We start from the raw sequence: 25,715 nt of genomic DNA, 5'->3' as shown, positions 1-25,715 counted from the left end.
ACTATGAATATATTTTAAAAAAGTGCACACATAAATAAATTTATTTAATTTCACTTTAAATATTGCTGTACTTTCAAAATTATATTTTTAAAAATAGGAGCTGCAGTATTTCCTCCGCTTTCGCTGTCTTTATTTATATCTTCAACAAAAACTACCATCGAATAATATCTTCCATTTGCTTTAAAGAAACCGGAAAACCATCCATCTGAATGTTCCTGTGCAGTTTTGCTGCTGCCAGTAAGTTCCACTCTCTGTGTGCTTCCAGTCTTTCCCCCTACTTCCTGATTGTTCATATACGCTGATTTTGCTGTACCCATATCAACTACATTTATCATCTGCTTCTTCATTTCCTCTGCTGTAGATTTCTCAATTACAGAATAACTTGTAGTATTAACTTGTTCTATAACATTATTTTTATCATCTACGTAACTATCTACTATATACGGTTTAACATATACTCCATCATTTATAACTGTATTAGGTATGCTTATAGCTTCCAGTGGAGTTATTCTTACATTTTGACCTATAGCTGCAAGTCCCAGGCTTCCATCACTATAACTTGGATTTTTCACCTCAAATCGGCCCTCTTTTTCACTATCCAAATTTAACACTTTTTGAAACAATCCTTGAGATTTTGCATTGTCATAAAAATTGTTAAATCCAACCTTATTTCCTATTTGAGAAAATACATCATTACATGACAGTGTAAGTGCCCCCTCTGGAGTCAAAGTTCCGTGATGGGACTCATCTTTTTCTTCATAAAGTCCTCTACATGTAAACTTATCATTTACACTTATCATATTCTTATCGAGTCCTGCTTCCTCCACTAAAACTTTGAATATAGATCCAGGGAAAAATCCATGATTAGTAGAAACCCCTAAATTTACATTTGGCTTATTATCATCTTTCTGCACCAGAGCTTTTATTTTTCCCGTACTTGCCTCCATTAAAACTACCCCAATCTGCCCATAGTTTTTATTTTCGCTGCTATTTAACACTTCTTTTATTTTATCTTCTATATCTTTATCTACAGTCAACCTAACATTTACATTATTTTTAGGTAAATTGGTCTTTTTCCCTATTATATTTCCATTTACATCCCTCTCAAATACTACCTGAGGTTTTTCGTTATTCTTAGTTTTATTATATATCTGCATTTCCAAAGAACTCCCAGATTTCATCTTATTATCCTTAGTTCTTCTAGGGTTTTCAAGTAAATTTTCTATGCTCCACACTCCACTCCTATTTAATGGGGAGTATATATAGGTATAAAATCCATTTACGCCTTTTATATCTTTTAGTTTATTATATGTACTCTCGTCAATTTCATAATATACTTTTTGACTGCTATTTAGCACAGCTATCTTAGATAAATCATAGCTACTATTATAATTTCTAAGAGTGTATACAAGTGTCAAAACTTTCTCTGAATCTGCATTTTGATTATCTTTTAAAAACACTTCTGGCAGTATTACAACATAATATTTCTTATTGTAACTCATAAGCTGTCTTCCATAAGAATCAAATAATTTGTAATTGGCATCTGTAAGATCTTCTTTATAGGAATACTGAGCATCCGCCATTACACTTAATTTGTTCCACCCAAAATATTGAACCTTTATTATTTTAAAATATAGTACTGAAAATATTAAAATAATTACTATAAATAAAAAACACTGTCTTTTTCTAATTACATTTCTATTAATCTCAAACATAAAAAAAACACCTCATCTAGACTAAAATTTTGTCCAAAATAAGGTGTTTTATTCATAATTTTATCATTTTTACCATACTTATTTTTTATTTATCACTTTTTGCTTTTAAAAGCATATCTCCCTTTTCCATCTTGTTACTTACTTTAGCTGTAAATATCATTTGGGCTACAGGTGCCGATTCTATTTTTTCTCCCTTTTCATTTCTCATGTCATAAAGGCGTATGCAAAAGCCATCACCTTTAGGTCTAAGCACTTCTACTTCATCTTCATTAAAAACCTTATTCCTCTGTTCTATAACAGCTCTTTCTTCAAGGCTATCATAATCTTTCACTATTCCTACTATATCATAATTTCTTATATATGAAGAGGTCTCATATACCTGTTTGCCCGGATCTCCAAAATAAAATCCAGTATAATATACTCTATGGCTTGCTTTCATTAAATCATCCAACCATACTTTTTTAAATTTATATGAATCTGGATTTTCAAAATAAGCATCTATCGCTCTTCGATAGGCTTTTACTACAGTAGCCACATAATATGAACTCTTCATTCTTCCTTCTATTTTTAATGAATTTATGCCACTCTTAACTAGTTCAGGAATATGATCTATCATACATAAATCTTTAGAATTTAATATATAAGCTCCTCTATCATCTTCAAATACCGGGAAGTATTCCCCTTGCCTTTTTTCTTCCATCAAATAATATTTATATCTGCATGGCTGGGCACATTGACCTCTATTGGCATCTCTTCCTGTCATATAATTTGAAAGTACACATCTACCAGAATAGGACATACACATTGCACCATGAACAAAAGCCTCTATTTCGCAACTCTCCGGTAAATGGCATCGTATCTCATTTATTTCTTTAAGCGATAACTCTCTTGCAAGTACTATTCTCTTTACTCCTTGGTTGTGCCAAAACATAGCTGATTTCCAATTCACATTATTGGCTTGAGTACTTAAATGAAGTTCTAAGTTAGGAACGACTTCTTTTGCAGTCATTATTATTCCTGGATCAGATACAAGTATTGCATCTGATCCTAATTCGTATAATTTTTTTAAGTAATCTTCCATTCCCACTAAATCTTCATTATGAGGGAACACATTTACAGTTACAAATACCTTTTTACCCCTTTTATGAGCATACTCTATTCCCTCTTCTAATTCATTATCTTCAAAATTATCCGCAAAAGCTCTTAAATTCAGCTTGCTGCCTCCAAGATAAACTGCATCAGCACCAAAGTTTATAGCTGTCTTCAGCTTTTCAAGATTACCAGCTGGTGCTAGAAGTTCTGGTTTTTTCATCTTAATTCCTCCTCACTGTAACAGCTATACCATCTCCCATAGGTATAATTGATGTTATAAATTTATCATGATCAGATATTGTATTTAAGTACTCTCTCATTCTTTTTACTATAGTTATCTTTCTTCTTTTCACCAATTCATCTGAAGCAATCATTCCTCTAAATAATGCATTATCTGCTACTATCATGCCTTCTTCATTTAAAAGTTTTAAACAATAAGGTAAAAAATGATTATAGTGTGCTTTGCCTGCATCCATAAATATAAAATCATATTGTTCCTGCATAGTTTTAAGTACTTCCAGGCAGTCTCCTTCTATAATGTCAATGTGCTGCTCAAATTTATATTTTTTCACATTTTCCCTGGCGATTTCTATCATGTGCTTATCTCTTTCAACTGTTGTTATATGACTTTTTTTATGGGAACTTAAGCTCATGAGAATAGCAGAGTAACCAATTGCTGTTCCAAGCTCCAAAATTTTTAAGGGCTTTTTCATAGTTATCATAAGTTCTAAAAATCTTGCCACTTCTTTATGAACTATTGGAACAGAATTTAATCTGGCGTACTCTTCCATCTCCTTTAATATTCCATCATGTTCTCCTATCAATGATCTTATATAATTTTCCATGTATTCATATGCAACACCGCTCATTTTTTCCTCCAAAATAACTTCAAATTAAATAGTTATTCTTATGTGTAAAAGCTTTTACTATTTTCTCCTTGCAGCCTTTTTTCTAAGATCTGTATTTAATATTCTCTTTCTCATTCTTATACTCTTAGGAGTAATCTCCACTAATTCATCCGATGCTATAAACTCTAGTGATTTTTCAAGACTCATTTTGTTTACAGGAACTAACTTTAATGCATCATCCGCACTTGAAGTTCTTGTATTTGTCAAATGCTTCTTTTTACATACATTTACCTCTATATCCTCAGCTCTTGAACATTCACCAGCTATCATTCCTTCGTATACTTCTGTTCCTGGCTCTATAAAAAGAGTTCCTCTTTCCTGAGCATTAAAAAGTCCATAAGTTATAGCAGTACCTGGTTCGAATACTACGAGTGATCCTCTTGTTCTTTCTGGTATGTCTCCTTTGTATTCTTCATAACTATCTAATACATGGTTCATTATTCCATTTCCCTTGGTATCTGTCATAAATTCATTTCTGAATCCAATAAGTCCCCTTGCTGGTATTTTAAATTCCAGTCTTGTATACCCATTAACTGCAGAAGTCATATTTACCATTTCAGCTTTTCTAGGTCCAAGCTTTTCCATAACAATTCCCATAAATTCTTCAGGTACATCTATAGTCAAATATTCAATAGGTTCTAATTTTTTTCCATTCTCTTCTTTATATATAACTGTTGGTTTTGAAACTTGAAATTCATAGCCTTCTCTTCTCATAGTTTCTATTAAAACTGAAAGATGTAGTTCTCCTCTGCCGCTTACTTTAAAGCAATCTGCTGAGTCAGTTTCTTCTACTTTAAGGGCAACATTTGTTTCAAGCTCTTTCATGAGTCTATCTCTCAAATGTCTTGAAGTTACATAATCTCCTTCTCTTCCAGCAAAAGGTGAATCATTTACCATAAAGTTCATATTCAATGTAGGTTCGTCTATCTCTACAAAAGGAAGTGCTTCTGGTTCTGAAGCATCTGCTATAGTTTCACCTATATTTATATCAGGAATACCTGATACAGCAACTATATCACCAAGTTTTGCCTCATCTACCTCTTTCTTTTTGAGTCCATCATAAACATAAAGATTAGACACTTTTACATTCTCTATTTTATTTCCTTTTCTTATAAGTGCAACCTGCTCATTTTTCTTTATACTTCCTCTTGTTATTTTTCCTACACCTATTCTACCTACATATTCATTGTGATCTATAGTTGTAATTAGCATTTGAAGTGGCATATCTAAATATCCCTGAGGTGGAGCAACATTTTCTATTATTGCATCAAATAAAGGTTCCATATTATCTGATTCATCTTCCATCTCTTTTTTAGCAAACCCTGCTTTTGAAGAACAATAAACTACAGGGAAGTCAAGCTGTTCATCATTAGCACCTAACTCTATAAATAAATCAAAAATTTCATCCAGTACTTCAGAAGGTCTTGCATCCGACTTATCTATTTTATTTATAACAACTATTGGCTTTAATTTTAATTCCAACGCCTTTTTCAAAACAAATTTTGTCTGAGGCATAGGTCCCTCATAAGCATCTACTAATAATAAAACGCTATCTACCATTTCAAGTACACGTTCTACTTCTCCTCCAAAATCTGCATGGCCCGGTGTGTCTACTATATTTATTTTAATTCCTTTATGCATTACAGAAGTATTCTTTGATAGTATAGTAATACCTCTTTCCTTTTCAAGATCATTTGAGTCCATGACTCTCTCTTCAACTTTTTCATTTGATCTAAATATATTGCTTTGTCTTAATAATGCATCTACCAATGTGGTCTTACCATGATCGACATGGGCTATTATTGCCACATTTCTTATATCATTTCTTGTAAACAAATTCATTATTACTCCTCCAATTTTACACTTAAACTGACTAAACATATTAAAATTCTGAATAAATACTCAAAAAAATTGGATACTTCCCTGTATCCAATTTAAAGTAACATATTTATTTTAATATCATAGTGTTAAAAAGTCAACTTTCTAAACATCATTCTAATGGTTTTCACGTAAAAACTATTTTTTATTTTTACCTGTTCCAAAAGAAAAGTCTATTCCTATGGCATCATTTAGCACCTTTAATATATTCTGCCACATAATACTGAATCTCTGTTCTGTCTGTATATACTTATTTACAGATGGATTCATAGATACTACAGAACCTATATCTTTAAATTTTTGTTTAGTTTTCTCAGAGACCTCTCCATTTTGCATTTGCTCTGAATAAGCCTCCATTTGTATTTTTCTAAAGTCATCTAACATTTTTATATTTGCTTCACTTTTTTCTATTTCCTTACTTGCCTCTCTTAATGCAGTCACTTCTTCACAGTTTTTAAGCTCTGCTGCAAGCTCACTTGCTTTATCGCATATACTCATTTCAACCATCCTCCTTAGACAATATTTCAAAACATTATATTTCCATAATTATAGGTAATATCATTGGTTTTCTCTTTGTCTTTTCGTATAAGAATGATCTGAGGACTTCTTTTACATTTGATTTTATACTTGCCCATTCAGTAATGTGTTTCTCCTCACATTCATTTAATGCACCTCGTACAAGTTCCTTTGCTTCTTCCATTAAATCTTCTGATTCTCTTACATATACAAATCCCCTGGATATTATATCAGGACCAGCAATAACGGTGCCAGTTTGTTTTTCAATGGTAATTACTACTGTAAGTATACCGTCTTGTGAAAGATGTCTTCTATCTCTCAAAACTATATTTCCAACATCCCCCACTCCAAGTCCATCTACAAATATCTGTCCAGATACTACTGTACCCGTTTTCTTTATAGAGTCTCTGGAAACTTCTATTACATCTCCATTATCTGCTATAATTATATTGTTTGAAGGCATTCCTAAGCTTACGGCAAGGTCTTTATGCTGCTTCAAATGCCTGTATTCTCCATGCACTGGCATAAAAAATTTAGGTTTTACAAGAGTATGAATTAATTTTAATTCTTCCTGACAGGCATGACCTGAAACGTGCACATCTGCTAGTGCTTCATATATTACTTCTGCTCCCTTTTTAAACAGTTGATTTATAACTCCAGAAACTAATTTTTCATTTCCAGGTATAGGATTTGCTGAAATTATTATTGTATCTCCTGGAATAATATTTACTTTCTTATGTTCGGAAGCTGCCATCCTGGAAAGAGCTGACATAGGTTCGCCTTGACTTCCAGTAGTTATTATAACTATTCTATTACCAGGATACCTATTTATATTATCTATATTAATAAGAGTATTTTTTTTAATGTCTATATATCCCAAGTTCATAGCTACTTCCATTATATTTTCCATACTTCTCCCGGAAATTGCAACTTTCCTGTCATATTTTTCAGCAGCAGTAATTACCTGCTGTATTCTATGAATATTAGAGGCAAATGTAGCCACTATTATTCTACTTTTTGCAAGTGAGAAAAACTTTTGAAAAGTTGTTCCTACAGTTCTTTCAGACATAGTGTATCCCGGTCTCTCTACATTAGTACTATCTGCTAACATAAGGATTACACCTTTTTTACCTAGTTCTGCAAGCCTAGCAAAATCAATTACACTTCCATCAATAGGCGTATAATCTACCTTAAAGTCACCAGTATGAAATATAATACCTATTGGTGTATGTATTGCAAGGGCAGTTGAATCAGCTATACTGTGGCTAGTTCTTATAAATTCCACAGACATACTATCCAATTTAATTACGTCCTTTGCTTTTACACACTTTAATTTTACTACATCATTTAAGTTATGTTCCCTTAACTTACTCTCAACAATACCCAGGGTCAACTTCGTACCGTACACAGGAACATTGATTTCTTTTAGCACATAAGGTAACGCTCCTATATGGTCTTCATGTCCATGAGTTAAAAATATTCCTCTCACCCTGTCAATATTCTTTTTTAAATAAGTAATATCGGGTATAACTATATCTATGCCCAGCATATCTGCATCCGGGAAACTCATGCCACAATCAATTACTATTATGTCATTTTTATACTCTATTACTGTAAGATTCTTTCCTATTTCACCTAGACCACCTAATGGAATGACTTTTACTCTATCTTTTTCTTTACGCAAAAAAATCTTCCCTCCTTTTTATATTTTAGTTTTTTATACTTATTTTGATTTTTTTGTACATTTATTACATATGCCATAAAATTTTAAACTATGGTTTAAAATTTTAAAATCATACTTTTCTTCTATCTTTTTTTCTAAAGGTTCCAACAAATCATCCGTTACTTCAATTATCTTAGAACATTTAGTACATATTAAATGATGATGCTGATGGTTTTCTTCTTCATGCACTATTTCGTATCTATTGCATCCATCCTCCAAATCCAATTTACATATAACGCCTATATCCTCTAAAAGCTGTACTGTCCTGTAAACTGTAGCCAAACCAATTTCAGGGCATTCACTCTTAACCTGATCATATATTTCTTCTGTAGTAAGGTGTTTTCCTTCATTTCTTATTATAATATCAACTACAGCACGCCTCTGCGGCGTAAGTTTATATCCTTTTTCTTTTAAGCTATTTTTTAATCTCTCTATTTCTGAAGAGGAAAGTTTTGGCATTACTATACCCCATTTCAACCTAAATTTGTCCCATGACAACCTTCTCTACTGCTTCACTGTGTGTAACGGTAGTGTTATAGATAGCAGCCATCGGATAAAAACATTGTTTAAAAATTACAATACTATAAGTTTAATATAGTATAAAGTTATTGTCAATTGAAAATCAATTAATATAAAAGCTAAAGGCTAAAAGCTATCTAAGCCACAGCTTTTAGCCTCTAGCTTTTATATTAACTAAGCTTCATTTCCAAATAAACTTTCATAAACTTCTAAAACCTTATCAAATTCATCCTCATCTTCTACTGTTACAAGAACTTCTTCTCCATTATCATCTTTTACTATTTTAAGTGCTATAGCTGTATCTTCATCAGCACATTCTTCAGGTACCGCAATTATATATTCTTCTTCTTTTATATCAAATTTAGTAACCACCTGGAACTTAACCTTTTTTCCATTTTCATCTTCTAATATTAAATCTGCTGCGTTATTATCCATATTGAGTTTTCCTTTCTTTTAAATCCAGATTTATTCAATAACTACTCTCTTTAACACTTAACGATACTTTGCAAAAACCCTTCACAAAAATTATAGATTTTAGTTTTCTGATTTTTTTCAAGTCTATGATAAAGAGAGACTATATCCCTAAATAAGTTCAAACAATTTTCACTTGATACTATTTTGAAATACTATCCAAATATCCTTGAAGTATATAAATAGCTGCCATCTTATCTACTATTTTTTTTCTCTTTGCCCTAGATAAATCTCCCTCTATCATAGCCCTATGAGCTGCTACAGTAGTTAATCTTTCATCCCACATCTTTATGGGTACTTTTATACTTTGCTCTATAACCTTGCAAAAACTCAACACTTTTTCACTCTGAAGACCTAACGTACCATTCATATTTTTAGGAAGCCCAGAAACAATACATTCTACACCGTATTTTTCACATATAGACTTTAATTCCTCAATATCCTTTTCCTGATTCTTTCTTCTCACAGTAGTGATTCCTTGTGCCGTTATCCCAAGTGGGTCACTTAGTGCCACTCCTATAGTTCTGTCACCTATATCCAATCCGAGTATTCTCAAATCTTCACTCTCCTACTTTATATTATTCTCATATTTAAAATAAAAATGTCCATAAGGACATTTTTATTTTATGTCTAAGTATGCTTTTAAGACTTCTTCAAGTATTTCATCTCTCTCAAGCTTCCTAACCAATGACCTTGCTCCATTATAATTTGTTATATACGTTGGATCACCAGAAATCAAATATCCCACCAATTGATTTACTGGATTATAGCCTTTTTTAATTAGCGAATCATAAACCTCAGTCAATATTTCCTTTGTCAATGCTTTTTTACTTTCAGAAATGTCAAACTGAATAGTATTATCGTTGCTCATATATATCACCCCGCTAACATTCTAATAAATATATTATAAAACATATTTCATAAAATGTATACTACTTAACTAATTTTGTAATAATTGTATTACTTTTTCCTATAGCTTCTTGTAACTTATCTGGAAGTCTTCCTCCTGCTTGAGCCATATCAGGTCTTCCTCCACCGCCGCCACCTGTAATGGCTGCAACTTCCTTTATGATTTTTCCACAATGTATTCCACTTTTTACTGCTTCTTTAGTTGCCATAGCTACAAGCTGCACTTTTCCTCCTATGCTGCTTCCAAGCAAAACTACACAATTTTCAGATTTACTCCTGATTTTATCAGCCAATTCCCTAAGAGAATTTCCATCTACATCTTTCAATATACCTGTAAATAGATCTATTCCTCCTATTTTCTCTACTGACTTTAAAATATCGTCTTCTGCACTTCCTGCAACTTTCAATTTTAATTCTTCAATTTCTTTTTCCAATTCTTTCAGTTCACTAGATTGCAAATCCAATTTATGAACAATTTCTTTTTCAGAACATTTCAGTTTGCTTGATATTTCTCTTAGTATATCACTTTTTGAATTAACATATTCAGCAGCCATCTTACCTGTAACTGCTTCTATTCTTCTTATACCAGCTGCTATTCCAGTTTCAGAAGTTATTTTAAACAAGCCTATCTCTCCAGAATTACTTACATGAGTACCTCCACAAAGTTCCTTGCTGAAATTTCCTACGGAAACTACCCTTACTTCATCCTTATATTTGTTGTCGAAAAGTGCTATTGCACCACTTTCTTTGGCTTCCTCTAAGGACATTATAGTTGTTTTTACAGGATAAACTTTCATTATACTTTCATTTACCAAGTTTTCAATATTCCTTAATTTTTCATAGCTTACAGCTTCAAAATGATTAAAATCAAACCTTAGCCTAGATTCATCTACATAAGAACCAGACTGATGTACCTGTTCTCCTAAAACTTGTTTTAAAGCAGAATCTAATAGATGAGTTGCCGTATGATTTTTTCTTATATTACTTCTTCTATCCTCGTCTACACTCAGTTCAATTGTATCCTCCAAATTTATACTTCCTGAAATAACCTTAACAAAATGTAGTACCTTTCCTGCTAGATTTTTCTTACAATCTAAAACTTCTCCTTTGAAATTTTCACTAAATACAGTTCCCTTGTCTCCTACCTGGCCTCCCATTTCAGCATAAAAAGGCGTATTAGCAGTTATAATAACTCCTTCTTCTCCTTCGTTTAAAACAGATACAAATTCTTCATCTTTTACAATTAATTTAACTTTGGAACTGGATTTTAATCTATCATACCCTTCAAATACCGTATTTATTTCAAAAGGAATTTTATTTAATACAGTATTTTCTGCTCCCATATAATTGGTCTCTGCTCTAGCAGATCTTGCTCTTTCCCTCTGATCTTTCATATTCTGATTGAATTCATCTAAATCCACAGTCATTCCTTTTTCTTCTAATATTTCTTGGGTAAGTTCTATAGGAAAACCATAAGTGTCATACAATTTAAATGCTTTTTCACCCTCAAGTACAGTATTTTTATTTGACTTTAAATCAGATATAAAGTCATTTAAAATTTGCATTCCACTATCTATAGTTTCATCAAATCTTTCCTCTTCTAGCTTTATAATCTTTTTTATATACTCTTCTTTTTCCTTCAATTCAGGATAATTTCCGCAAGAATTGTTTATGACAACTTCTGTAAGTTTATACAAAAATCCTTCCTTAATACCAAGGGACTTTCCATGCTTTGCAGCCCTTCTTAAAAGTCTTCTAAGCACATACCCGCGGCCTTCATTAGATGGAAGTATTCCATCACTTATCATAAATGTAACGCTTCTCACATGATCTGTTATTATTCTCATGGACATATCGCTTTTTTCATTTTTACTATATTCTATACCAGCCATATTGCTAACTTCTTTTAATATAGAATTTATAGTATCCACTTCAAATATACTGTTTTTACCCTGCATTATAGTTGCCATTCTCTCAAGACCCATACCCGTATCTATATTTGGATGAGAAAGCTTATTGTAGTTTCCCTCTTCATCTTTATCAAATTGTGTAAATACCAAGTTCCAAAATTCAACTACCCTGTCACTATCACCTGCTTTTACAAATTCATCTACTGTAGTTATCTTTCCTTCGCCTCTATCATAGTGAATCTCCGAACAAGGTCCACAGGGTCCTGCTCCATGTTCCCAAAAATTATCTTCTTTTCCTAGTCTGAATATTCTAGATGGATCTATGTCCGTCTTTTTCACCCATATATCATAAGCTTCATCGTCATCTAAATATATAGTGACATATAATTTATCTTTAGGAATCTTTAAAACATCAGTAGTAAATTCCCAAGCCCAAGGAATTACTTCTTCTTTGAAATAGTCTCCAAATGAAAAATTTCCAAGCATCTCAAAAAAGGTACCATGTCTGGATGTTTTCCCAACATTTTCAATATCCCCTGTTCTTATACATTTCTGACAGGTAGTCACCCTTTTTCTAGGTGGAACCTTCAATCCTGTAAAATAGGGTTTAAGAGGTGCCATTCCTGCATTTATAAGAAGTAAGCTCTTATCATTATTGGGCACTAAAGAAAAACTTGGCATTCTCAAATGCCCCTTCTTTTCAAAAAAACTTAAATACATCTCTCTAATTTGATTTAATCCTAATTTTTCCATATGTATCTCTCCTCTTCACTCATATGTAATCAAATTTTATCATCTTATTATGTAAAAAATAATTTTAATTAAAAAGCTTCCATCCCTGAAAAGGGACGAAAGCTGAATCCGCGGTACCACCCTAATTAAACAGATATATAAAACAAAAAACCTGTATCTCTTAAATTATATGTTATGACTCATAGATAGCTTCAATATATATTATAAGAAGTTTACACCATCCACTCCCTCTCTTTATATAATAAAATATTTACTTTTTCTATTCATTGCCTATATTCCATTATGATACAAATTATAATTTAAATACACTTTTATGTCAATATTGTAGTCTTTTATAGTACCTTATACTAATCAAAAATTAAAAATGGTCCTTAAAACATATAGTAATTCAGATCCTCATATATAACTTTAACTAAAACTCCAAAAGGTACTGCTAATACCATTCCAATAAATCCTGATATCTTTCCTCCAACTATTAATAGAAGAATGACTATAAGAGGATGCATATCTATGCTATCTCCTGTAACCTTAGGTGATAGTATGTTTCCTTCTATCTGCTGCAGAAGATAAAGCCATACCGCTGTCCATAAAGCCGTTTCTGGAGATTTTGTAAGGGCTATAACTATAGCCGGGAGAGCCCCAAATATAGGTCCAAAATAAGGTATTATGTTAAAAAATGCATTTAATATAGATAATATTATAGGAAATTCCACCTTTAAAAATATAAGTATAAAAAAAGTAGCTATTCCCACAAGAGCACTTAGCATAATCTGACTTGCTATATATCGTCCTAATATCTTATCTGCATGACAGCATATTTTTTTAATAGGTTTTCTACTATTTACCGGGAATGCCGAAAGCAAACTTTCATTTATGCATTTATCATCAGCTAAAAAGTAATAAGTTATTATTGGTATAACTACTAAATACAATATATTTTCTCCCATATTCATTAAGAAATCGAATATTTTAACAAATATAGAAGCAATTTCACTGTCAATCCTTCTATTTAAATTATTTACTAATAAGTGTATTGTCCTATTGCCCTGGATTAACTTTAGTTTTGCATAAAATTTGTCTATTAACATCTGAATATTGGCAGCAGTGGCATTTAACTTTAAGCTTTCCTTAAATAAAGATGGTATAAGAAGAGCAAATGTAGAAACAACTAATAAAATTAGTATACCTATTATAATAATAGCACTAACTTTTTTATTTACTCCGGCATTAACCATCTTTATTTCTATAGGTTTTAGGGTATACGCTATTAAAAAAGATATAAAAATCAAATATAACATTTCCCTTAATACAGAACTTTTAGCAACAAGCAAGGCAGCTGCTGCAAATATAACTATTGTAAGTACATATTTGACGACAGAATTTTTAATAATATTCATCATATCATCTTCCACAATTTTAATTATACTTGAGTGTTTCTCTTTCTTAGACATTTTCAAAAAAATAACCATTCAGTATGCTAGCCTATTTTCTTTCAGATGCCTTATCTGAGTTAAATAGTGCATGAGGAGAATTAAAAAATTTTAAATTTTCTTTTTTCCCTCTGTAAAATACGTTATCTTCTCCTAAAGTCAAATCATCTATAAGCAATATTTTTTTTCCTTTTATAAAATTATTTATAAATCCAGTGGAAAGTATAACTGCCTTTATGCAAAAACTTTCTTCATCAAATAATATATCTTCTACCATCCCTATTAAACATCCTTTTTCATCCACTACATTCATTCTCTTTACATCATTAAATTGAAAATACTTATCCTTATTTACATTAGTAACAACTATTACAGATGTTAGACTCACTATATCCTTTATAAATACGTTTAAACTTTTTCTAAATATGTTGTTAGGAGTTATAACAAACCCCTTTACTTGTTTTTTGTTAAAGTCTAAAAATATATCACTTATAAACCCCAGTAAATTTCCTGAAAGATTTACTGCATCCATAAATATAAAATCTCTTATTCTATACAAAGATATCACCTTAATTTAAAAATATATACCTGTAGTTTATCCAAAAAATAAAAATATAACCTCATAAAAAGGTTATATTTTTATTTAGTAAACAAAGTTTAAATTCTATATATTACAGAAAACCTACTTAATATATTATCTAAATTATTATTAATTTCCATGAACATGTTCGTGGATAGTTTCAGAATGATTTTTAGTTGCCCATGGTTCAAGTCCCTGTGACTCTCTATAATCGTTTATTGCCTTATGGATAGCTTCTTCTGCTAAAACAGAACAATGCATCTTCACTGGTGGAAGTCCATCCAGCGCCTCTGCAACTGCCTTGTTAGTAAGCTCCCATGCATCTTCTAATGTTTTTCCTTTTATAAGTTCAGTTGCCATACTGGAAGATGCTATAGCAGAACCGCATCCAAAAGTCTTAAACTTTATATCTTTTATCACATCATCTTCAACCTTTATATATATCTTCATTATATCTCCACATTGTGGATTTCCAACTTCTCCAACACCATTTGCATCCGGAATTTCACCTACATTTCTAGGGTGTCTAAAGTGATCCATAACCTTTTCGCTGTACATCATAATTGTTCTACCTTCTCTCCTTTATTTTGTGTTTTAAGAAAGTCTTCCCAAAGCGGTGACATTGCCCTTCTTCTAGCTACTACCTTCGGAATTACCTGCAGTGCATAATCTACATCCTCTTCAGTAGTACCAGCACCTAAAGTTAATCTAAGGGAACCATGTGCCACTTCGTGAGGTAACCCTAAAGCTAAAAGTACATGTGACGGATCCAATGAAGCCGATGCACAAGCACTTCCTGTAGAAACAAATATACCTGCATCATTTAAATCTAGAAGCAAAGTTTCTCCTTCTATTCCTATAAAACTCAAATTAACATTTCCAGGAAGTCTCTTATCTCCACTAGGTCCATTTACTTTAGCATAAGGTATTTCTTCAACTAATCCTTTTGTAAGTTTATCCCTTAATTTACTAAGTCTTTTACTTTCTGTCTTCATTTCAGAAGTTGCTAATTCTATTGCTTTTCCTATTCCAACTATTCCTGGGACATTTTCAGTGGAAGCTCTCTTTCCTCTTTCCTGTGCACCACCATGTATCAGGCTTTCAATTTTTACTCCCTTTTTCAAGTACATTGCTCCTATTCCCTTAGGTCCATAAAACTTATGTCCTGCCATAGAAAGAGCATCTATATTCATATCCTTTACATCTATGTTAACGTGTCCTATAGCTTGAACTGCATCTGTGTGAAAATATATCTTCTTTTCTCTACATATTTCACCTATTTCCTTTATAGGTTGAATGGTTCCCACTTCATTATTTGCAAACATTACAGATACAAGTATTGTAGTATCCTTAATTGCTTTTTTTAAATCTTCTAAATTTATAAATCCATACTCATCTACAGGTAAATAAGTAACTTCAAATCCATTCTTTTCAAGAAACTTACATGCATGTAAAATAGCATGATGTTCTATCTTAGTAGTTATTATATGATTTCCTTTATTTTTATTTGCAAAAGCTATTCCTTTTAATATCCAGTTATCACTTTCTGAGCCACCTGCTGTAAAAAATATTTCATTTTTATCTGCATTTATTGCCTTAGCCACTCTTTGTCTAGCTGTATTAATTGCCTCTCTTGGAACATCTGACATTGAATACAGTGAAGATGGGTTTCCAAAATTCTCAGTAAAATAAGGAATCATCTCTTGTAATACCTCGGGTTTTGTATAAGTAGTAGCTGAATAGTCCATGTAAACCTTCTTATTCATTTATATATCCCCTTTCGTTTTTTCTTGTTTCATTTGAATATAATCATCTACCATGTCTTGTAAAGTTGTAGACTTCATAACCTGTTCTATACTTTCTTTAATTCTACTCCATAAAAGCCTGGTAGCACAGCAATCCATATTACTGCAGGAATTTTCATTATTTTCATCTACACAATCTGAGATTTCTATAGGTCCTTCTAAAACTTTCATTATATCAGCTACAGTTATATCTTTGGGTTCTCTGTTTAAAATATACCCACCTTGTGCTCCCCTAATACTTTTTACTAAATTAGATTTTCTAAGGTTCGAAAATAGCTGTTCTAAATAGTATTCTGATATATTTTGTCTTTCCGATATACTTTTTATAGATGACGGCTCATCACTATAGTGAATAGCTAAATCTACCATAGCTTTTACCCCATATCTTCCTTTTGTGGATAGCTTCAATTCATCACTTCCTTAAATCAATGTGACTTAATACTGTAATTAATATTATAGTATCAAATTCGAGTAAAATTGTCAACAATAAAATGTGCATTTTTTACCTCTGATTATAATCATTTTTATTTTAACATGGAACTATTATATTAAATAAAAAACTAGTATAAAAAAGAGCTGTTCATAGCTATTCGAAAAATAGCTAATGCAACAACCCCCTGCCATTATACCAGTATATCTCTCACTATACGCTCCATATTTTTAAAAGCTATTTTTTCTAATTCATCATTTTTATATCCTCGCCTTTTTAGGATATTTAATAAATTAGGTATTTTTGAAGCGTCTTCAATACCTTGCGTTTTTATATATTCTTCATCCTGAAGTGATTTAAGTGTCCTAGAATCTAAATAATTTCCAAAATCAAATCCAAATCCTACATGATCTATACCAATTTTATCTACTATATAATCCACATGATCTGCCAACTTTTCTGCGCATGGATGTTCATTATCTACAAAATCCACCCAGGAGTTAACTCCTATAACTCCGTTTCTTTCACCTATGGCTTTAATTTGATCATCTTTTAAATTTCTAATACTATTGCACAAATTATATGCATTAGAATGTGAAGCTATAAATGGTTTTGTAGTATTCTCATATATATCCCAAAAAGTACTTTCATTTCCATGGGACACATCAATTATTATTCCTAATTTCTCCATTCTCTTTACTAATTCTACACCTTTTTTCGTAAGTCCCCTATCTTTATTTGAGCTTTTAACCCCTGTGGCAAATTCATTTTCCTCATTCCAAGTAAGCATAGCATGTCTAACTCCAAACCTATACATTGCATTTATAAGACTTATATCATCTCTAAGTCCACTTACACCTTCCATCCCCATTATTATTCCAATCCTATTCTCTTGATTTAATTTAATTAAATCACTATATTTATATACAATACCAGCGTATTCTCTCATATCTTCTATTTCTTCAGAAACAGCACCCATTATCTGAAGCGTTCTCCATGTACGATCTTTATTAACATAAAGGGGTTCAATCCATATTCCTAAAATTGAAGCTGCTACACCTCCTTTTTTTAATTCATCTATATGATAATTTTCTATAATATTTCTCTCACCTTTTAATCGTCTTATAGTAATATCCGTAAACATATCAGAATGTGCATCAAAAGCTTTCATTGCAATTTACCTCCAAGTTAGCTGTAATAATTTTTACTCCAATATACTAGAAATTAATCTTTTTGTATAATCATGTTTAGGACACTCAAATACCTCTTGTGAGTTTCCCATTTCAACAAATTGTCCTTTATACAAAACTCCTATCCTGCTGCTTATATACTTGACAACAGCCATATTATGCGAAATAAACAAATAAGTTATATTTTTTTCTTTTTGAATGTCCTTTAATAAATTTAAAATTTGTGCTTGAACAGATACATCTAGCGCAGAAGTAGGTTCATCTAAAATTATAACTTCTGGATCTGTAATTATGGCCCTGGCAACAGCTATTCTCTGTCTTTGTCCGCCAGAAAATTCATGTGGATATCTATCTAAATGCTGTTCTTGAAGTCCAACACTTTTTATAAGTTTTGCAAGATTTTGCCTAGATCCTTTTTCCTGTCTAATTAATTTTGGCAGCGCTAAAAGCGGTTCTGAAATTATACTCTTTATAGTCATCCTAGGATCAAGTGAAGAGCGTGGATCTTGAAATACAATTTGAATTTTTCCATACTCGCCACAATTATATTTATTGTTTTTCCACAGTTTTCTATCTTTAAAAATCACATTACCTGATGAAGGCGAATGTATTCCCACTATTATATTGGCAATAGTTGACTTGCCAGATCCCGATTCACCAACCAGTCCAAAAGTTTCACCTTTATTTAGTTTAAAAGAAACTCCTTTTAATGCAGAAAACTTGCCAAACACCTTTTTTAAATTTTTAATCTCTAAGATAGTTTCCATCACTTATCAACCTCCCAGCAATAAAAGACATGATCCTCTGAAGCTTTTTTTTGGGGTGGAGCCTCTTTCACGCATCTATCGGTTTTAAAAAGGCACCTGGAAGCAAATATACATCCCTTAGGTCTGCATCTAAGATCAGGTACTTCTCCCTTTATTTCTTGAAGCCTTATATCCGGATCAACTTTATCTGGAAGTGCATTTAGAAGTGCTTGTGTATATGGATGCTCTGGTTTTTCTAATACATCTTTCGTATATCCCCTTTCAAGTACTTTACCTCCATACATTACACAAACTTTATCACTTACAGCTCTTACTACACTAAAGTCATGTGTAATTAATAAAACAGCAGTATTTCTTTTTTTTACAAGTTCTTTCATTAAATTTAATATTTCAGCTTGTATAGTTACATCCAATGCAGTAGTAGGTTCATCTGCAATTAAAAGTTTAGGTTCATTACACATGGCAAGAGAAATAACTATTCTCTGTCTCATCCCCCCTGAAAGTTCAAATGGATATTTGTTAGCTACATATTCAGGGTTTTCAAAATGAACATCCCTTAAATTTTTAAGCATTATTTCTGCCGCCTTTTCCTTTGATATTCCTGAATTTTGTATTATTACATTTAAAATTTGTTTTCCAACCTTCATTGTAGGATGAAGGGCAGTCATAGGTTCTTGAAAAACCATACCTATTTTTTTACCTCTATATTCTTGTATTTCTTTTTCTTTTAATTTTAAAAGATCAGTATTTTCAAACAACACTTGTCCATTTTCTATGTTGGAATTTTTATCTAAAAGCCCTAGTACAGAATAAGCTGAAACGGATTTACCTGATCCAGATTCTCCTACTATAGCAAGTATCTCACCTTCATTTACAGAAAAAGATACGTTGTCAAGTACATGGATTCTACCTTCAAAAGTATCAAAAGATATAGATAAGTTTTCTACATTTAACAAAACATTTTCCTCCTATCTCAAAGATTTAGGGTCAAGTACATCTCTTAGACCATCTCCTATTAGATTAAAACCAGTTGAAGCTAAAAAAACTGCAAGTCCAGGAAACGTAGGATACCACCATTGTTCGAGCATATACTTAAATCCTGTACTTATCATAGTTCCCCATTCTGGAGTTGGGGGCTTTGCTCCAAGTCCCAAAAATCCTAATGTTGCTACAAGTAAAATAGTATCTCCTAAATCCAAAGTAATCTGAATAATTATAGGAGTTATGGCATTTGGAATAATATGCCTAAGTATTATATATATATTAGATAATCCGAAGGTATTAGCTGCTTTTACATATAGGTTGTTTTTTAAAATAAGCGCTTCTCCTCTAGCTAATCTAACATACACAGGAATTTTTACTATAGCTATGGCAAGCATAACATTAAATAAACTAGATCCTAATATTGCAGCTATAACCATTGCAAGTATAAGAGTTGGAAATGCCAAAACCATGTCCATTAGTCTCATTATTATTTGGTCTACATATCCACCAAAATATCCGCATACAGATCCTATAAAAGCACCTATAAATCCTGCAGTAACAACTACACTTATTCCAGTTGTAAGAGATATTCGAGTTCCATAAATAATTCTCGTCAAAATATCACGCCCGACTTCATCTGTTCCAAATAAATGTTTTATACTTGGCGCTTGAAATCTGTCTAGTATATTCATTTTTGTAGGATCATAACTTGTTACATATGGTGCCAAAATAGCTAGCAATGCCATTATTATTATTATAGAAAATCCCAATATGGTCATTGGATTCTTTTTTATCTTATAAAGAATAATACTATTATTTTTAGTTTTTTTATTGGATGTATCACTAACCCCTAACTCTAAATTCATAAGTATTCCTCCTATCCCCTAGTCTGTGGATTCAAAAGCATATATAAAATATCAACTACCAAATTTATAAGAACATATCCTATTACAACTACAATAGTAAATCCCATTATAGATTGAAAGTCTAAAAATGCTATTGAATCAACTACATATTTACCCATTCCAGGCCAGTTAAATACAGTTTCTGTTACTACTGCTCCACCTAAAAGTCCTCCAAGTGATAATCCAACTACAGTTATTGTAGGAACTAATGCATTTCTAAGTGCATAAGATACAATTAAAAATTTTTCTTTTATACCATTTGCTCTAGCCGTTTTTATATATTCTTCATTTAAAACTTCAATCATGCTTGATCTAACTTGCCTTGTAATTGTTGCAAGTTGTGCATAAGATAAGACAATTGCTGGCAATATGAGATGCCTTAAGGCGTCTTTAAATACTGCAAAGTTTCCAGTAAGCAAACTATCTATTGTTATAAGACCAGTTATTTTAGTATTAAAAACTACACCAAGGGATAATCGTCCTGAAGAAGGAAGTAAATTTAATTTTGAATAAAATATGAGTATTAAAATTATTCCTCCCCAAAATGCTGGAATAGAAACTCCTCCTATGCAGAAAATTCTTCCTAAATAATCAGTTAATGTGTTTTGTTTTAGACTTGTTAAAACACCTAATGGAATTCCCACTATAAGTGCTATTAAAAATGCATATAAAACTAATTCTAAAGTAGCTGGGAAATATGTTGCAAGATCTGATACAACTGGCTGTTGTGTTCTTATTGATATTCCTAAGTTTCCTGATAAAAGACCTTTCATATAAATGAAATACTGAACTATCAAAGGTTTATCTAATCCAAGCTGTTTTCTAATACTTATAAGTGTATCCTGTGAAGCTCTCTGTCCAGCCATCATTCTAGCTGGATCTCCTGGAATTACATGAGATAGGAAAAACACTATTATTGTAACTCCAAAAAGAACTAATATCATTGCTAGAAGTCTTTTTATAATAATCTTTTTCATATATTTCCTCCTAAACATCATGAAGCATATGTGTAATAAATTAAAAGTGACAAGTTTGCAAATGCAGTTTTTATAAACCTGTCACTTTTAATTTATTATTTGCAATTTATTATACCGTTAACTATTTGCTCATATCTGCTAAGTTGTATATTCCCTCTAACATTGGATTATAAACAAATCCTTTTACATTTTTGCTGATAGGTATAACAAAATCTTTTTGATATAGGTAAACATAAGGTGCATCTTCTATAACTATCTTTTGTGCTTGATTATATAAATCCTCACGTTGTGATTGATCAGTTATAGATGCTGCTTTTCTAACTAAGGTGTCTACTGTAGGGTTAACATAAAAAGCTCTGTTGCCTGCAAGCCCTTGATCATTTGAATCAAACCAATAATTCATGAACATAAACGGATCTGCATAATCTGGACTCCAAACACCAAGTGAGAGATCAAATTTTCCCGAATCAAGCATATCTCTCATAGTTGCATAAGCTACCTTGCTTAAATTTACTGTTATACCGATATCTTTCAGATTGCTTTGTATAATCAATGCTTCTTGTTCCCAGTTAGGGAATCTGTCTGAATAAAGTAGAGTGAGTTGTAAGTTGCTTACCCCTGCTTCTTTTAACAGTGATTTTGCTTTGTCAACATTTTTAGTGTATTTAAAAGCAGATGCATTGTATCCCCACAATCCTTTTGGTACAGGACTTGCTATCGGTGAAGCATAACCATGCATAACTTTACTTATTATCGAATTATAATCAACAGCATAGCCTATAGCTTGCCTTACTTTTGCGTTTTGAAGTGCAGAATTACCTTTTGTACAATTTAAATATACATAATCAACTAGTAAGCTTGACTTTTTCACAATTGAAACATTTTGATTACTTTTAAGTTTATCAATTTGATCGATATCTATTCCTTCTGCAATATCTACATCACCTTTTTCAAGTTCAAGTCTTGCTGATGAAGCATCTGCAACTAGTTTAAAATAAACGTCTTTTAAAGCTGGTTTTTTAGAATAGTTAGGATTTAAAGCAAGATGTATATAAGCTCCCTTTTTCCATTCAGTAAGTTCATAAGCACCACTTCCATCTGTATGAGTAGCCAAATAATTTTGAGCTCTATCACCATTTTGTTCATGACTCATAACTTTAGGATTTACTATACTACTATAGTTGGTAGCAAGCGTAGCTAAAAATTGAGGAAAAGCACTGTTTAAAACAAACTGAACAGTGTACTTATCTGGTGTATTTATAGTCTTTATTACTTTGAATGTATCAGCTGGTCCCTTCTTTAGAGCAAGTATTCTTTCAAAGGAAAATTTTACAGCATCTGATGTAACCTCTGTTCCATCTGCAAATTTATGTCCCTTGTCTAAATGAAAAGTCCATGTAAGTCCATCACCGCTTGTCTCCCATTTAGTTGCTAATGCTGGTTTTATGTCTGTAGATTCACCATTAAATTGTACAAGCCTTTCGTAAGCAGGATATGTTATTTTCCATGCCATATTATCCATTGTAACACCTGGATCCAAAGTTCCCATGTCTCCATTAATAGCAATAGTTAATTTACTTTTGTCTGATGAACTAGAACCATTTGCATTGCTTGATGAAGTTGTATTTCCACATCCTACTGAAAATGCAGCTAAACAAACTCCCATCAAAATTGCACATAATCTTTTTTTGTACATCTTTGTCTTCTCCATTTGTCCCCTCCACAAACTTATTTTTTTAAGTACTTATACATTCTCGTTAGATTCTATTTATCAAATACCATCTCCTTATTTTCAATATATTGAATTGGAAAGTTATAAAAATTCTGTTTGCCTATAATATTGTGTTTAATAATATCACTGTTTAATAATAATTTCAATGTTTTTTTGATAATTTTTATATTTTATTCTTATTCTTTTGATAATATGTTAATGAATGTAGCAGTAATTTGTTATATAGATATAAATAGAATGAAACTAGTCAGACTGCTTTTTCATCATAGTGAAAATAATCTTAAATACTTTTAAAAACTAGGTGGGGTCATGGCCCATATAGATATAACTTTTTCATTGCCAGCATTTATATATCTATGTGGTACATTACTATTAAAATATATGCTATCGCCTTCTTCTAAAATATGTTCTTTATTACCTAATTTAACTTTTAACGTTCCTTTAATTATATAACCACATTCTTCTCCCTCATGGCATATAAGATCTTTTGTATTACACTCTCCTGCATCTATTTCTACTAATAGATATTCTATTTTTCCCTTAATATTAGGTGACAATAGCTCATATGTTATTTTAGAATTAGGAAGAATTATCATTTTTCTTTTATCTTTTCTTACTACATTATCTTTTTCTTCATATTCATCTTCATCGAAAAAATAATTCATTGATACATTTAATGCTTTAGCTATTTTCCACAAGGTAGTTACAGAAGGTCCTGTTATGTTTCTTTCTACTTGACTTATGAGCCCTGTACTAAGTTTTGCCATTTCAGCTAGTTGCTCTATACTTATACTTTTTTCCTGCCTCAATTTTCTAATTTTAAATCCAAATTTCATAAAATTCACCCTTTATCCATTTAATTTTATTAGGTTGTGTAAAATTCTGTACTCTATGTTAAAAAATAATAACTCTATTTTACTAGATTTCTTATATTTTAACTACTACCTAATATAAAATAAATCATTACTAAATTTAAGATGTTTTATATAAATCTGAATAAATTTATATAGTTTTCAGCTGATATATATCAAATTATGACGTTTTATCCTATTACAAAGATATGCCAGCTATTAATGTGTCACAGAGTAAATTATTCAAGAACAACAGTTTGAAATAAACTAAGTACTTAAATTGTTAAGGTCTCAACGTTCTTTTTTCGTAATTATTTTATGTATTTTCTTTCTTTAAACAAATAATTATTATTCAACAAACCATTATTTTATATATAGTTTTTCACTTTTATAACGTGTCCATTTTTTATATATACCCTTGGGACTCTCTTATTCACCATACAAAGTACTTCATAGCTTATTGTACCTAAAAGTTTTGCTATATCCTCAGCATCAAATTTTACCTTTCCATCACTGCCCATCAGTATCACTTCATCTCCAATTTTCACATCTTCAATATCTGTGACATCAATCATACATTGATCCATACAAATATTGCCTATAACTGGTGCAAGCTTACCATTTATTATTACTTTTAATTTTCCAGATAAGATTCTAGTATACCCATCTGCATACCCAACTGGCAAAGTAGCTATAACAGTTCTTCGTTCAGTTTTAAATCTTCTTCCATATCCTACATACTGACCTTCATTTAAAGTTTTTAAGTATACAACGCTTGCCTTTAGTGTCATAACAGGCTTAATATCCAGCCTACTCTTGTCTACTTCATCTGAAGGATAATATCCATAGAGTATTATTCCAGGTCTTACTCCATCACAATAAGTCTCTGGCAAGTCTACTATTGCTGCACTATTAGAAATATCTCTAATCTTAATATTTAAACCTTTTTCTTTTAGCTCATTGACAAACCACCTATATTTATCAAATTGAAACTTCGAATATTTTTTATCTTTCTCATCTGCTGTAGAAAAATGTGAAAAAACACTTTCAATTTCAATATTGGAAATCTTACTTATTTTTACTGCTTCTTCTACATTATGCTCTGTTGGAAGAAACCCTATTCTTCCCATTCCGCTATCTACGGCAAGATGTACTTTTACTTTTTTGTTTTTGCTATTTGCATATTCAGATAAACTTTTTGCATATTCATATGAAAATACTACTGGTTCCAAACTGTATCCAATAAGGTCAGGAAACAACGTAGATGGTGTAACACCTAAAATATTAATTGGACAAGTTATTCCTCCTTTTCTCAGCTCTATACCTTCACTTAAAACTGCTACGGATAATCTTGTTGCTCCATTTTCCAATAGTACTTTTGAAACTTCTAAAGCACCATGTCCATACGCATCTGCTTTAACTACCCCAAAAATTTCTTTTGTCATTGTTTGGGCTTTTATGTTTCTCATATTATATGCGAGGTTATCTAAATTTACTTCTGCCCATACAGGTCTGTAATTTCTAAACATATTAAATTTCTCCTTTTTGTAAATTCATTAAAAAAATGTACAATTATTGAATTTTTCTATGATTTATAAATTGTTATAATTATAGCACATAAAATATGATTAGTTTAAAAAATGTTTAATTTTTTTGCTATTTTTTTAAAA

24 protein-coding genes and 1 other annotated feature are annotated in these 25,715 nt (G+C 31.4%); all 24 genes read right to left on the bottom strand.

Annotated features, from left to right (window positions below; translation table 11 throughout):
• Nucleotides 1-50: 50 nt before the first annotated feature.
• Nucleotides 51-1,715 carry a penicillin-binding transpeptidase domain-containing protein gene (locus CLJU_RS06010; RefSeq protein WP_013237890.1) on the bottom strand — a complete coding sequence of 555 codons (1,665 nt, stop codon included), beginning with the start codon at nucleotides 1,713-1,715 and terminating at the stop codon, nucleotides 51-53.
• Between the two features lie 85 nt (nucleotides 1,716-1,800).
• A complete protein-coding gene (locus tag CLJU_RS06005; protein ID WP_013237889.1) occupies nucleotides 1,801-3,027 on the bottom strand; it encodes a peptidase U32 family protein in 1,227 nt (408 codons plus the stop codon).
• A 1-nt stretch (nucleotide 3,028) separates the two neighbouring features.
• Entirely contained in the window at nucleotides 3,029-3,676 is a 648-nt protein-coding gene (locus CLJU_RS06000) for an O-methyltransferase (protein ID WP_013237888.1), read from the bottom strand.
• A gap of 57 nt (nucleotides 3,677-3,733) precedes the next feature.
• Nucleotides 3,734-5,557 carry a translational GTPase TypA gene (gene typA / locus CLJU_RS05995; protein WP_013237887.1) on the bottom strand — a complete coding sequence of 608 codons (1,824 nt, stop codon included), beginning with the start codon at nucleotides 5,555-5,557 and terminating at the stop codon, nucleotides 3,734-3,736.
• 174 nt (nucleotides 5,558-5,731) lie between these two features.
• Nucleotides 5,732-6,091, bottom strand: a complete 360-nt coding sequence (locus CLJU_RS05990) for a YlbF/YmcA family competence regulator (RefSeq protein ID WP_013237886.1) — start codon at nucleotides 6,089-6,091, stop codon at nucleotides 5,732-5,734.
• Nucleotides 6,092-6,125: 34 nt separating this feature from the next.
• On the bottom strand, nucleotides 6,126-7,793 hold the full coding sequence (locus CLJU_RS05985; RefSeq protein ID WP_013237885.1) for a ribonuclease J: 1,668 nt from the start codon (nucleotides 7,791-7,793) through the stop codon (nucleotides 6,126-6,128).
• A 39-nt stretch (nucleotides 7,794-7,832) separates the two neighbouring features.
• Nucleotides 7,833-8,291: a Fur family transcriptional regulator gene (locus CLJU_RS05980; protein ID WP_013237884.1), complete on the bottom strand. Its 459-nt coding sequence runs from the start codon at nucleotides 8,289-8,291 to the stop codon at nucleotides 7,833-7,835.
• 234 nt (nucleotides 8,292-8,525) lie between these two features.
• Nucleotides 8,526-8,786, bottom strand: a complete 261-nt coding sequence (locus CLJU_RS05975; RefSeq protein WP_013237883.1) for a DUF1292 domain-containing protein — start codon at nucleotides 8,784-8,786, stop codon at nucleotides 8,526-8,528.
• 178 nt (nucleotides 8,787-8,964) lie between these two features.
• Nucleotides 8,965-9,378: a Holliday junction resolvase RuvX gene (ruvX, locus tag CLJU_RS05970; RefSeq protein WP_013237882.1), complete on the bottom strand. Its 414-nt coding sequence runs from the start codon at nucleotides 9,376-9,378 to the stop codon at nucleotides 8,965-8,967.
• Between the two features lie 63 nt (nucleotides 9,379-9,441).
• The gene (locus CLJU_RS05965) at nucleotides 9,442-9,693 is read right to left on the bottom strand and encodes an IreB family regulatory phosphoprotein (RefSeq protein ID WP_013237881.1); all 252 of its coding nucleotides are present in this window, start codon (nucleotides 9,691-9,693) and stop codon (nucleotides 9,442-9,444) included.
• Between the two features lie 61 nt (nucleotides 9,694-9,754).
• Nucleotides 9,755-12,394: an alanine--tRNA ligase gene (gene alaS, locus CLJU_RS05960; protein ID WP_013237880.1), complete on the bottom strand. Its 2,640-nt coding sequence runs from the start codon at nucleotides 12,392-12,394 to the stop codon at nucleotides 9,755-9,757.
• A gap of 88 nt (nucleotides 12,395-12,482) precedes the next feature.
• Nucleotides 12,483-12,670 (bottom strand) — a binding site (T-box leader).
• A gap of 95 nt (nucleotides 12,671-12,765) precedes the next feature.
• Complete coding sequence (locus CLJU_RS05955) at nucleotides 12,766-13,794, bottom strand: AI-2E family transporter (protein ID WP_013237879.1); 1,029 nt, start codon at nucleotides 13,792-13,794, stop codon at nucleotides 12,766-12,768.
• Between the two features lie 82 nt (nucleotides 13,795-13,876).
• Nucleotides 13,877-14,392, bottom strand: a complete 516-nt coding sequence (locus tag CLJU_RS05950; protein ID WP_406540980.1) for a PRC-barrel domain-containing protein — start codon at nucleotides 14,390-14,392, stop codon at nucleotides 13,877-13,879.
• Nucleotides 14,393-14,533: 141 nt separating this feature from the next.
• Complete coding sequence (nifU, locus tag CLJU_RS05945) at nucleotides 14,534-14,962, bottom strand: Fe-S cluster assembly scaffold protein NifU (protein ID WP_029170221.1); 429 nt, start codon at nucleotides 14,960-14,962, stop codon at nucleotides 14,534-14,536.
• On the bottom strand, nucleotides 14,962-16,170 hold the full coding sequence (nifS, locus tag CLJU_RS05940; RefSeq protein WP_013237876.1) for a cysteine desulfurase NifS: 1,209 nt from the start codon (nucleotides 16,168-16,170) through the stop codon (nucleotides 14,962-14,964). The genes nifU and nifS overlap by 1 nt, the downstream gene beginning before the upstream one ends.
• Nucleotides 16,171-16,617 (bottom strand): RrF2 family transcriptional regulator, encoded by a 447-nt coding sequence (locus tag CLJU_RS05935; RefSeq protein ID WP_013237875.1) that lies wholly within the window; start codon nucleotides 16,615-16,617, stop codon nucleotides 16,171-16,173. It abuts the gene before it with no gap.
• Between the two features lie 215 nt (nucleotides 16,618-16,832).
• Nucleotides 16,833-17,810: a dipeptidase gene (locus tag CLJU_RS05930; RefSeq protein ID WP_013237874.1), complete on the bottom strand. Its 978-nt coding sequence runs from the start codon at nucleotides 17,808-17,810 to the stop codon at nucleotides 16,833-16,835.
• Nucleotides 17,811-17,843: 33 nt separating this feature from the next.
• Nucleotides 17,844-18,596, bottom strand: coding sequence for an ABC transporter ATP-binding protein (locus tag CLJU_RS05925; RefSeq protein ID WP_013237873.1), 753 nt, complete (start codon nucleotides 18,594-18,596; stop codon nucleotides 17,844-17,846).
• Complete coding sequence (locus tag CLJU_RS05920; protein ID WP_013237872.1) at nucleotides 18,596-19,552, bottom strand: ABC transporter ATP-binding protein; 957 nt, start codon at nucleotides 19,550-19,552, stop codon at nucleotides 18,596-18,598. The genes CLJU_RS05925 and CLJU_RS05920 overlap by 1 nt, the downstream gene beginning before the upstream one ends.
• Before the next feature lie 12 nt (nucleotides 19,553-19,564).
• Entirely contained in the window at nucleotides 19,565-20,446 is an 882-nt protein-coding gene (locus CLJU_RS05915) for an ABC transporter permease (RefSeq protein WP_013237871.1), read from the bottom strand.
• A gap of 11 nt (nucleotides 20,447-20,457) precedes the next feature.
• The gene (locus CLJU_RS05910; RefSeq protein WP_013237870.1) at nucleotides 20,458-21,462 is read right to left on the bottom strand and encodes an ABC transporter permease; all 1,005 of its coding nucleotides are present in this window, start codon (nucleotides 21,460-21,462) and stop codon (nucleotides 20,458-20,460) included.
• 121 nt (nucleotides 21,463-21,583) lie between these two features.
• Nucleotides 21,584-23,173, bottom strand: a complete 1,590-nt coding sequence (locus CLJU_RS05905) for an ABC transporter substrate-binding protein (RefSeq protein WP_013237869.1) — start codon at nucleotides 23,171-23,173, stop codon at nucleotides 21,584-21,586.
• Nucleotides 23,174-23,484: 311 nt separating this feature from the next.
• On the bottom strand, nucleotides 23,485-24,030 hold the full coding sequence (locus CLJU_RS05900; RefSeq protein WP_013237867.1) for a helix-turn-helix domain-containing protein: 546 nt from the start codon (nucleotides 24,028-24,030) through the stop codon (nucleotides 23,485-23,487).
• A 383-nt stretch (nucleotides 24,031-24,413) separates the two neighbouring features.
• Nucleotides 24,414-25,574 (bottom strand): alanine racemase, encoded by a 1,161-nt coding sequence (gene alr, locus CLJU_RS05895; protein WP_013237866.1) that lies wholly within the window; start codon nucleotides 25,572-25,574, stop codon nucleotides 24,414-24,416.
• Nucleotides 25,575-25,715 lie beyond the last annotated feature (141 nt).

Source organism: Clostridium ljungdahlii DSM 13528 (assembly GCF_000143685.1).
Lineage (GTDB): Bacteria > Bacillota > Clostridia > Clostridiales > Clostridiaceae > Clostridium_B > Clostridium_B ljungdahlii.
This window is presented reverse-complemented; position numbering and strand designations above follow the sequence as displayed.

What these genes read in the sequence shown, in the direction of transcription:
- nifS (WP_013237876.1), bottom strand. Translation starts at nt 16,170, where the DNA reads ATGAATAAGAAGGTTTACATGGACTATTCAGCTACTACTTATACAAAA.
- CLJU_RS05930 (WP_013237874.1), bottom strand. Translation starts at nt 17,810, where the DNA reads ATGAAAGCTTTTGATGCACATTCTGATATGTTTACGGATATTACTATA.
- nifU (WP_029170221.1), bottom strand. Translation starts at nt 14,962, where the DNA reads ATGTACAGCGAAAAGGTTATGGATCACTTTAGACACCCTAGAAATGTA.
- alr (WP_013237866.1), bottom strand. Translation starts at nt 25,574, where the DNA reads ATGTTTAGAAATTACAGACCTGTATGGGCAGAAGTAAATTTAGATAAC.
- CLJU_RS05905 (WP_013237869.1), bottom strand. Translation starts at nt 23,173, where the DNA reads ATGGAGAAGACAAAGATGTACAAAAAAAGATTATGTGCAATTTTGATG.
- CLJU_RS05965 (WP_013237881.1), bottom strand. Translation starts at nt 9,693, where the DNA reads ATGAGCAACGATAATACTATTCAGTTTGACATTTCTGAAAGTAAAAAA.
- CLJU_RS05915 (WP_013237871.1), bottom strand. Translation starts at nt 20,446, where the DNA reads ATGAATTTAGAGTTAGGGGTTAGTGATACATCCAATAAAAAAACTAAA.
- CLJU_RS05975 (WP_013237883.1), bottom strand. Translation starts at nt 8,786, where the DNA reads ATGGATAATAACGCAGCAGATTTAATATTAGAAGATGAAAATGGAAAA.
- CLJU_RS05990 (WP_013237886.1), bottom strand. Translation starts at nt 6,091, where the DNA reads ATGAGTATATGCGATAAAGCAAGTGAGCTTGCAGCAGAGCTTAAAAAC.
- CLJU_RS06010 (WP_013237890.1), bottom strand. Translation starts at nt 1,715, where the DNA reads ATGTTTGAGATTAATAGAAATGTAATTAGAAAAAGACAGTGTTTTTTA.
- CLJU_RS05900 (WP_013237867.1), bottom strand. Translation starts at nt 24,030, where the DNA reads ATGAAATTTGGATTTAAAATTAGAAAATTGAGGCAGGAAAAAAGTATA.
- CLJU_RS06000 (WP_013237888.1), bottom strand. Translation starts at nt 3,676, where the DNA reads ATGAGCGGTGTTGCATATGAATACATGGAAAATTATATAAGATCATTG.
- CLJU_RS05910 (WP_013237870.1), bottom strand. Translation starts at nt 21,462, where the DNA reads ATGAAAAAGATTATTATAAAAAGACTTCTAGCAATGATATTAGTTCTT.
- CLJU_RS05980 (WP_013237884.1), bottom strand. Translation starts at nt 8,291, where the DNA reads ATGCCAAAACTTTCCTCTTCAGAAATAGAGAGATTAAAAAATAGCTTA.
- CLJU_RS06005 (WP_013237889.1), bottom strand. Translation starts at nt 3,027, where the DNA reads ATGAAAAAACCAGAACTTCTAGCACCAGCTGGTAATCTTGAAAAGCTG.
- typA (WP_013237887.1), bottom strand. Translation starts at nt 5,557, where the DNA reads ATGAATTTGTTTACAAGAAATGATATAAGAAATGTGGCAATAATAGCC.
- CLJU_RS05925 (WP_013237873.1), bottom strand. Translation starts at nt 18,596, where the DNA reads ATGGAAACTATCTTAGAGATTAAAAATTTAAAAAAGGTGTTTGGCAAG.
- alaS (WP_013237880.1), bottom strand. Translation starts at nt 12,394, where the DNA reads ATGGAAAAATTAGGATTAAATCAAATTAGAGAGATGTATTTAAGTTTT.
- CLJU_RS05955 (WP_013237879.1), bottom strand. Translation starts at nt 13,794, where the DNA reads ATGATGAATATTATTAAAAATTCTGTCGTCAAATATGTACTTACAATA.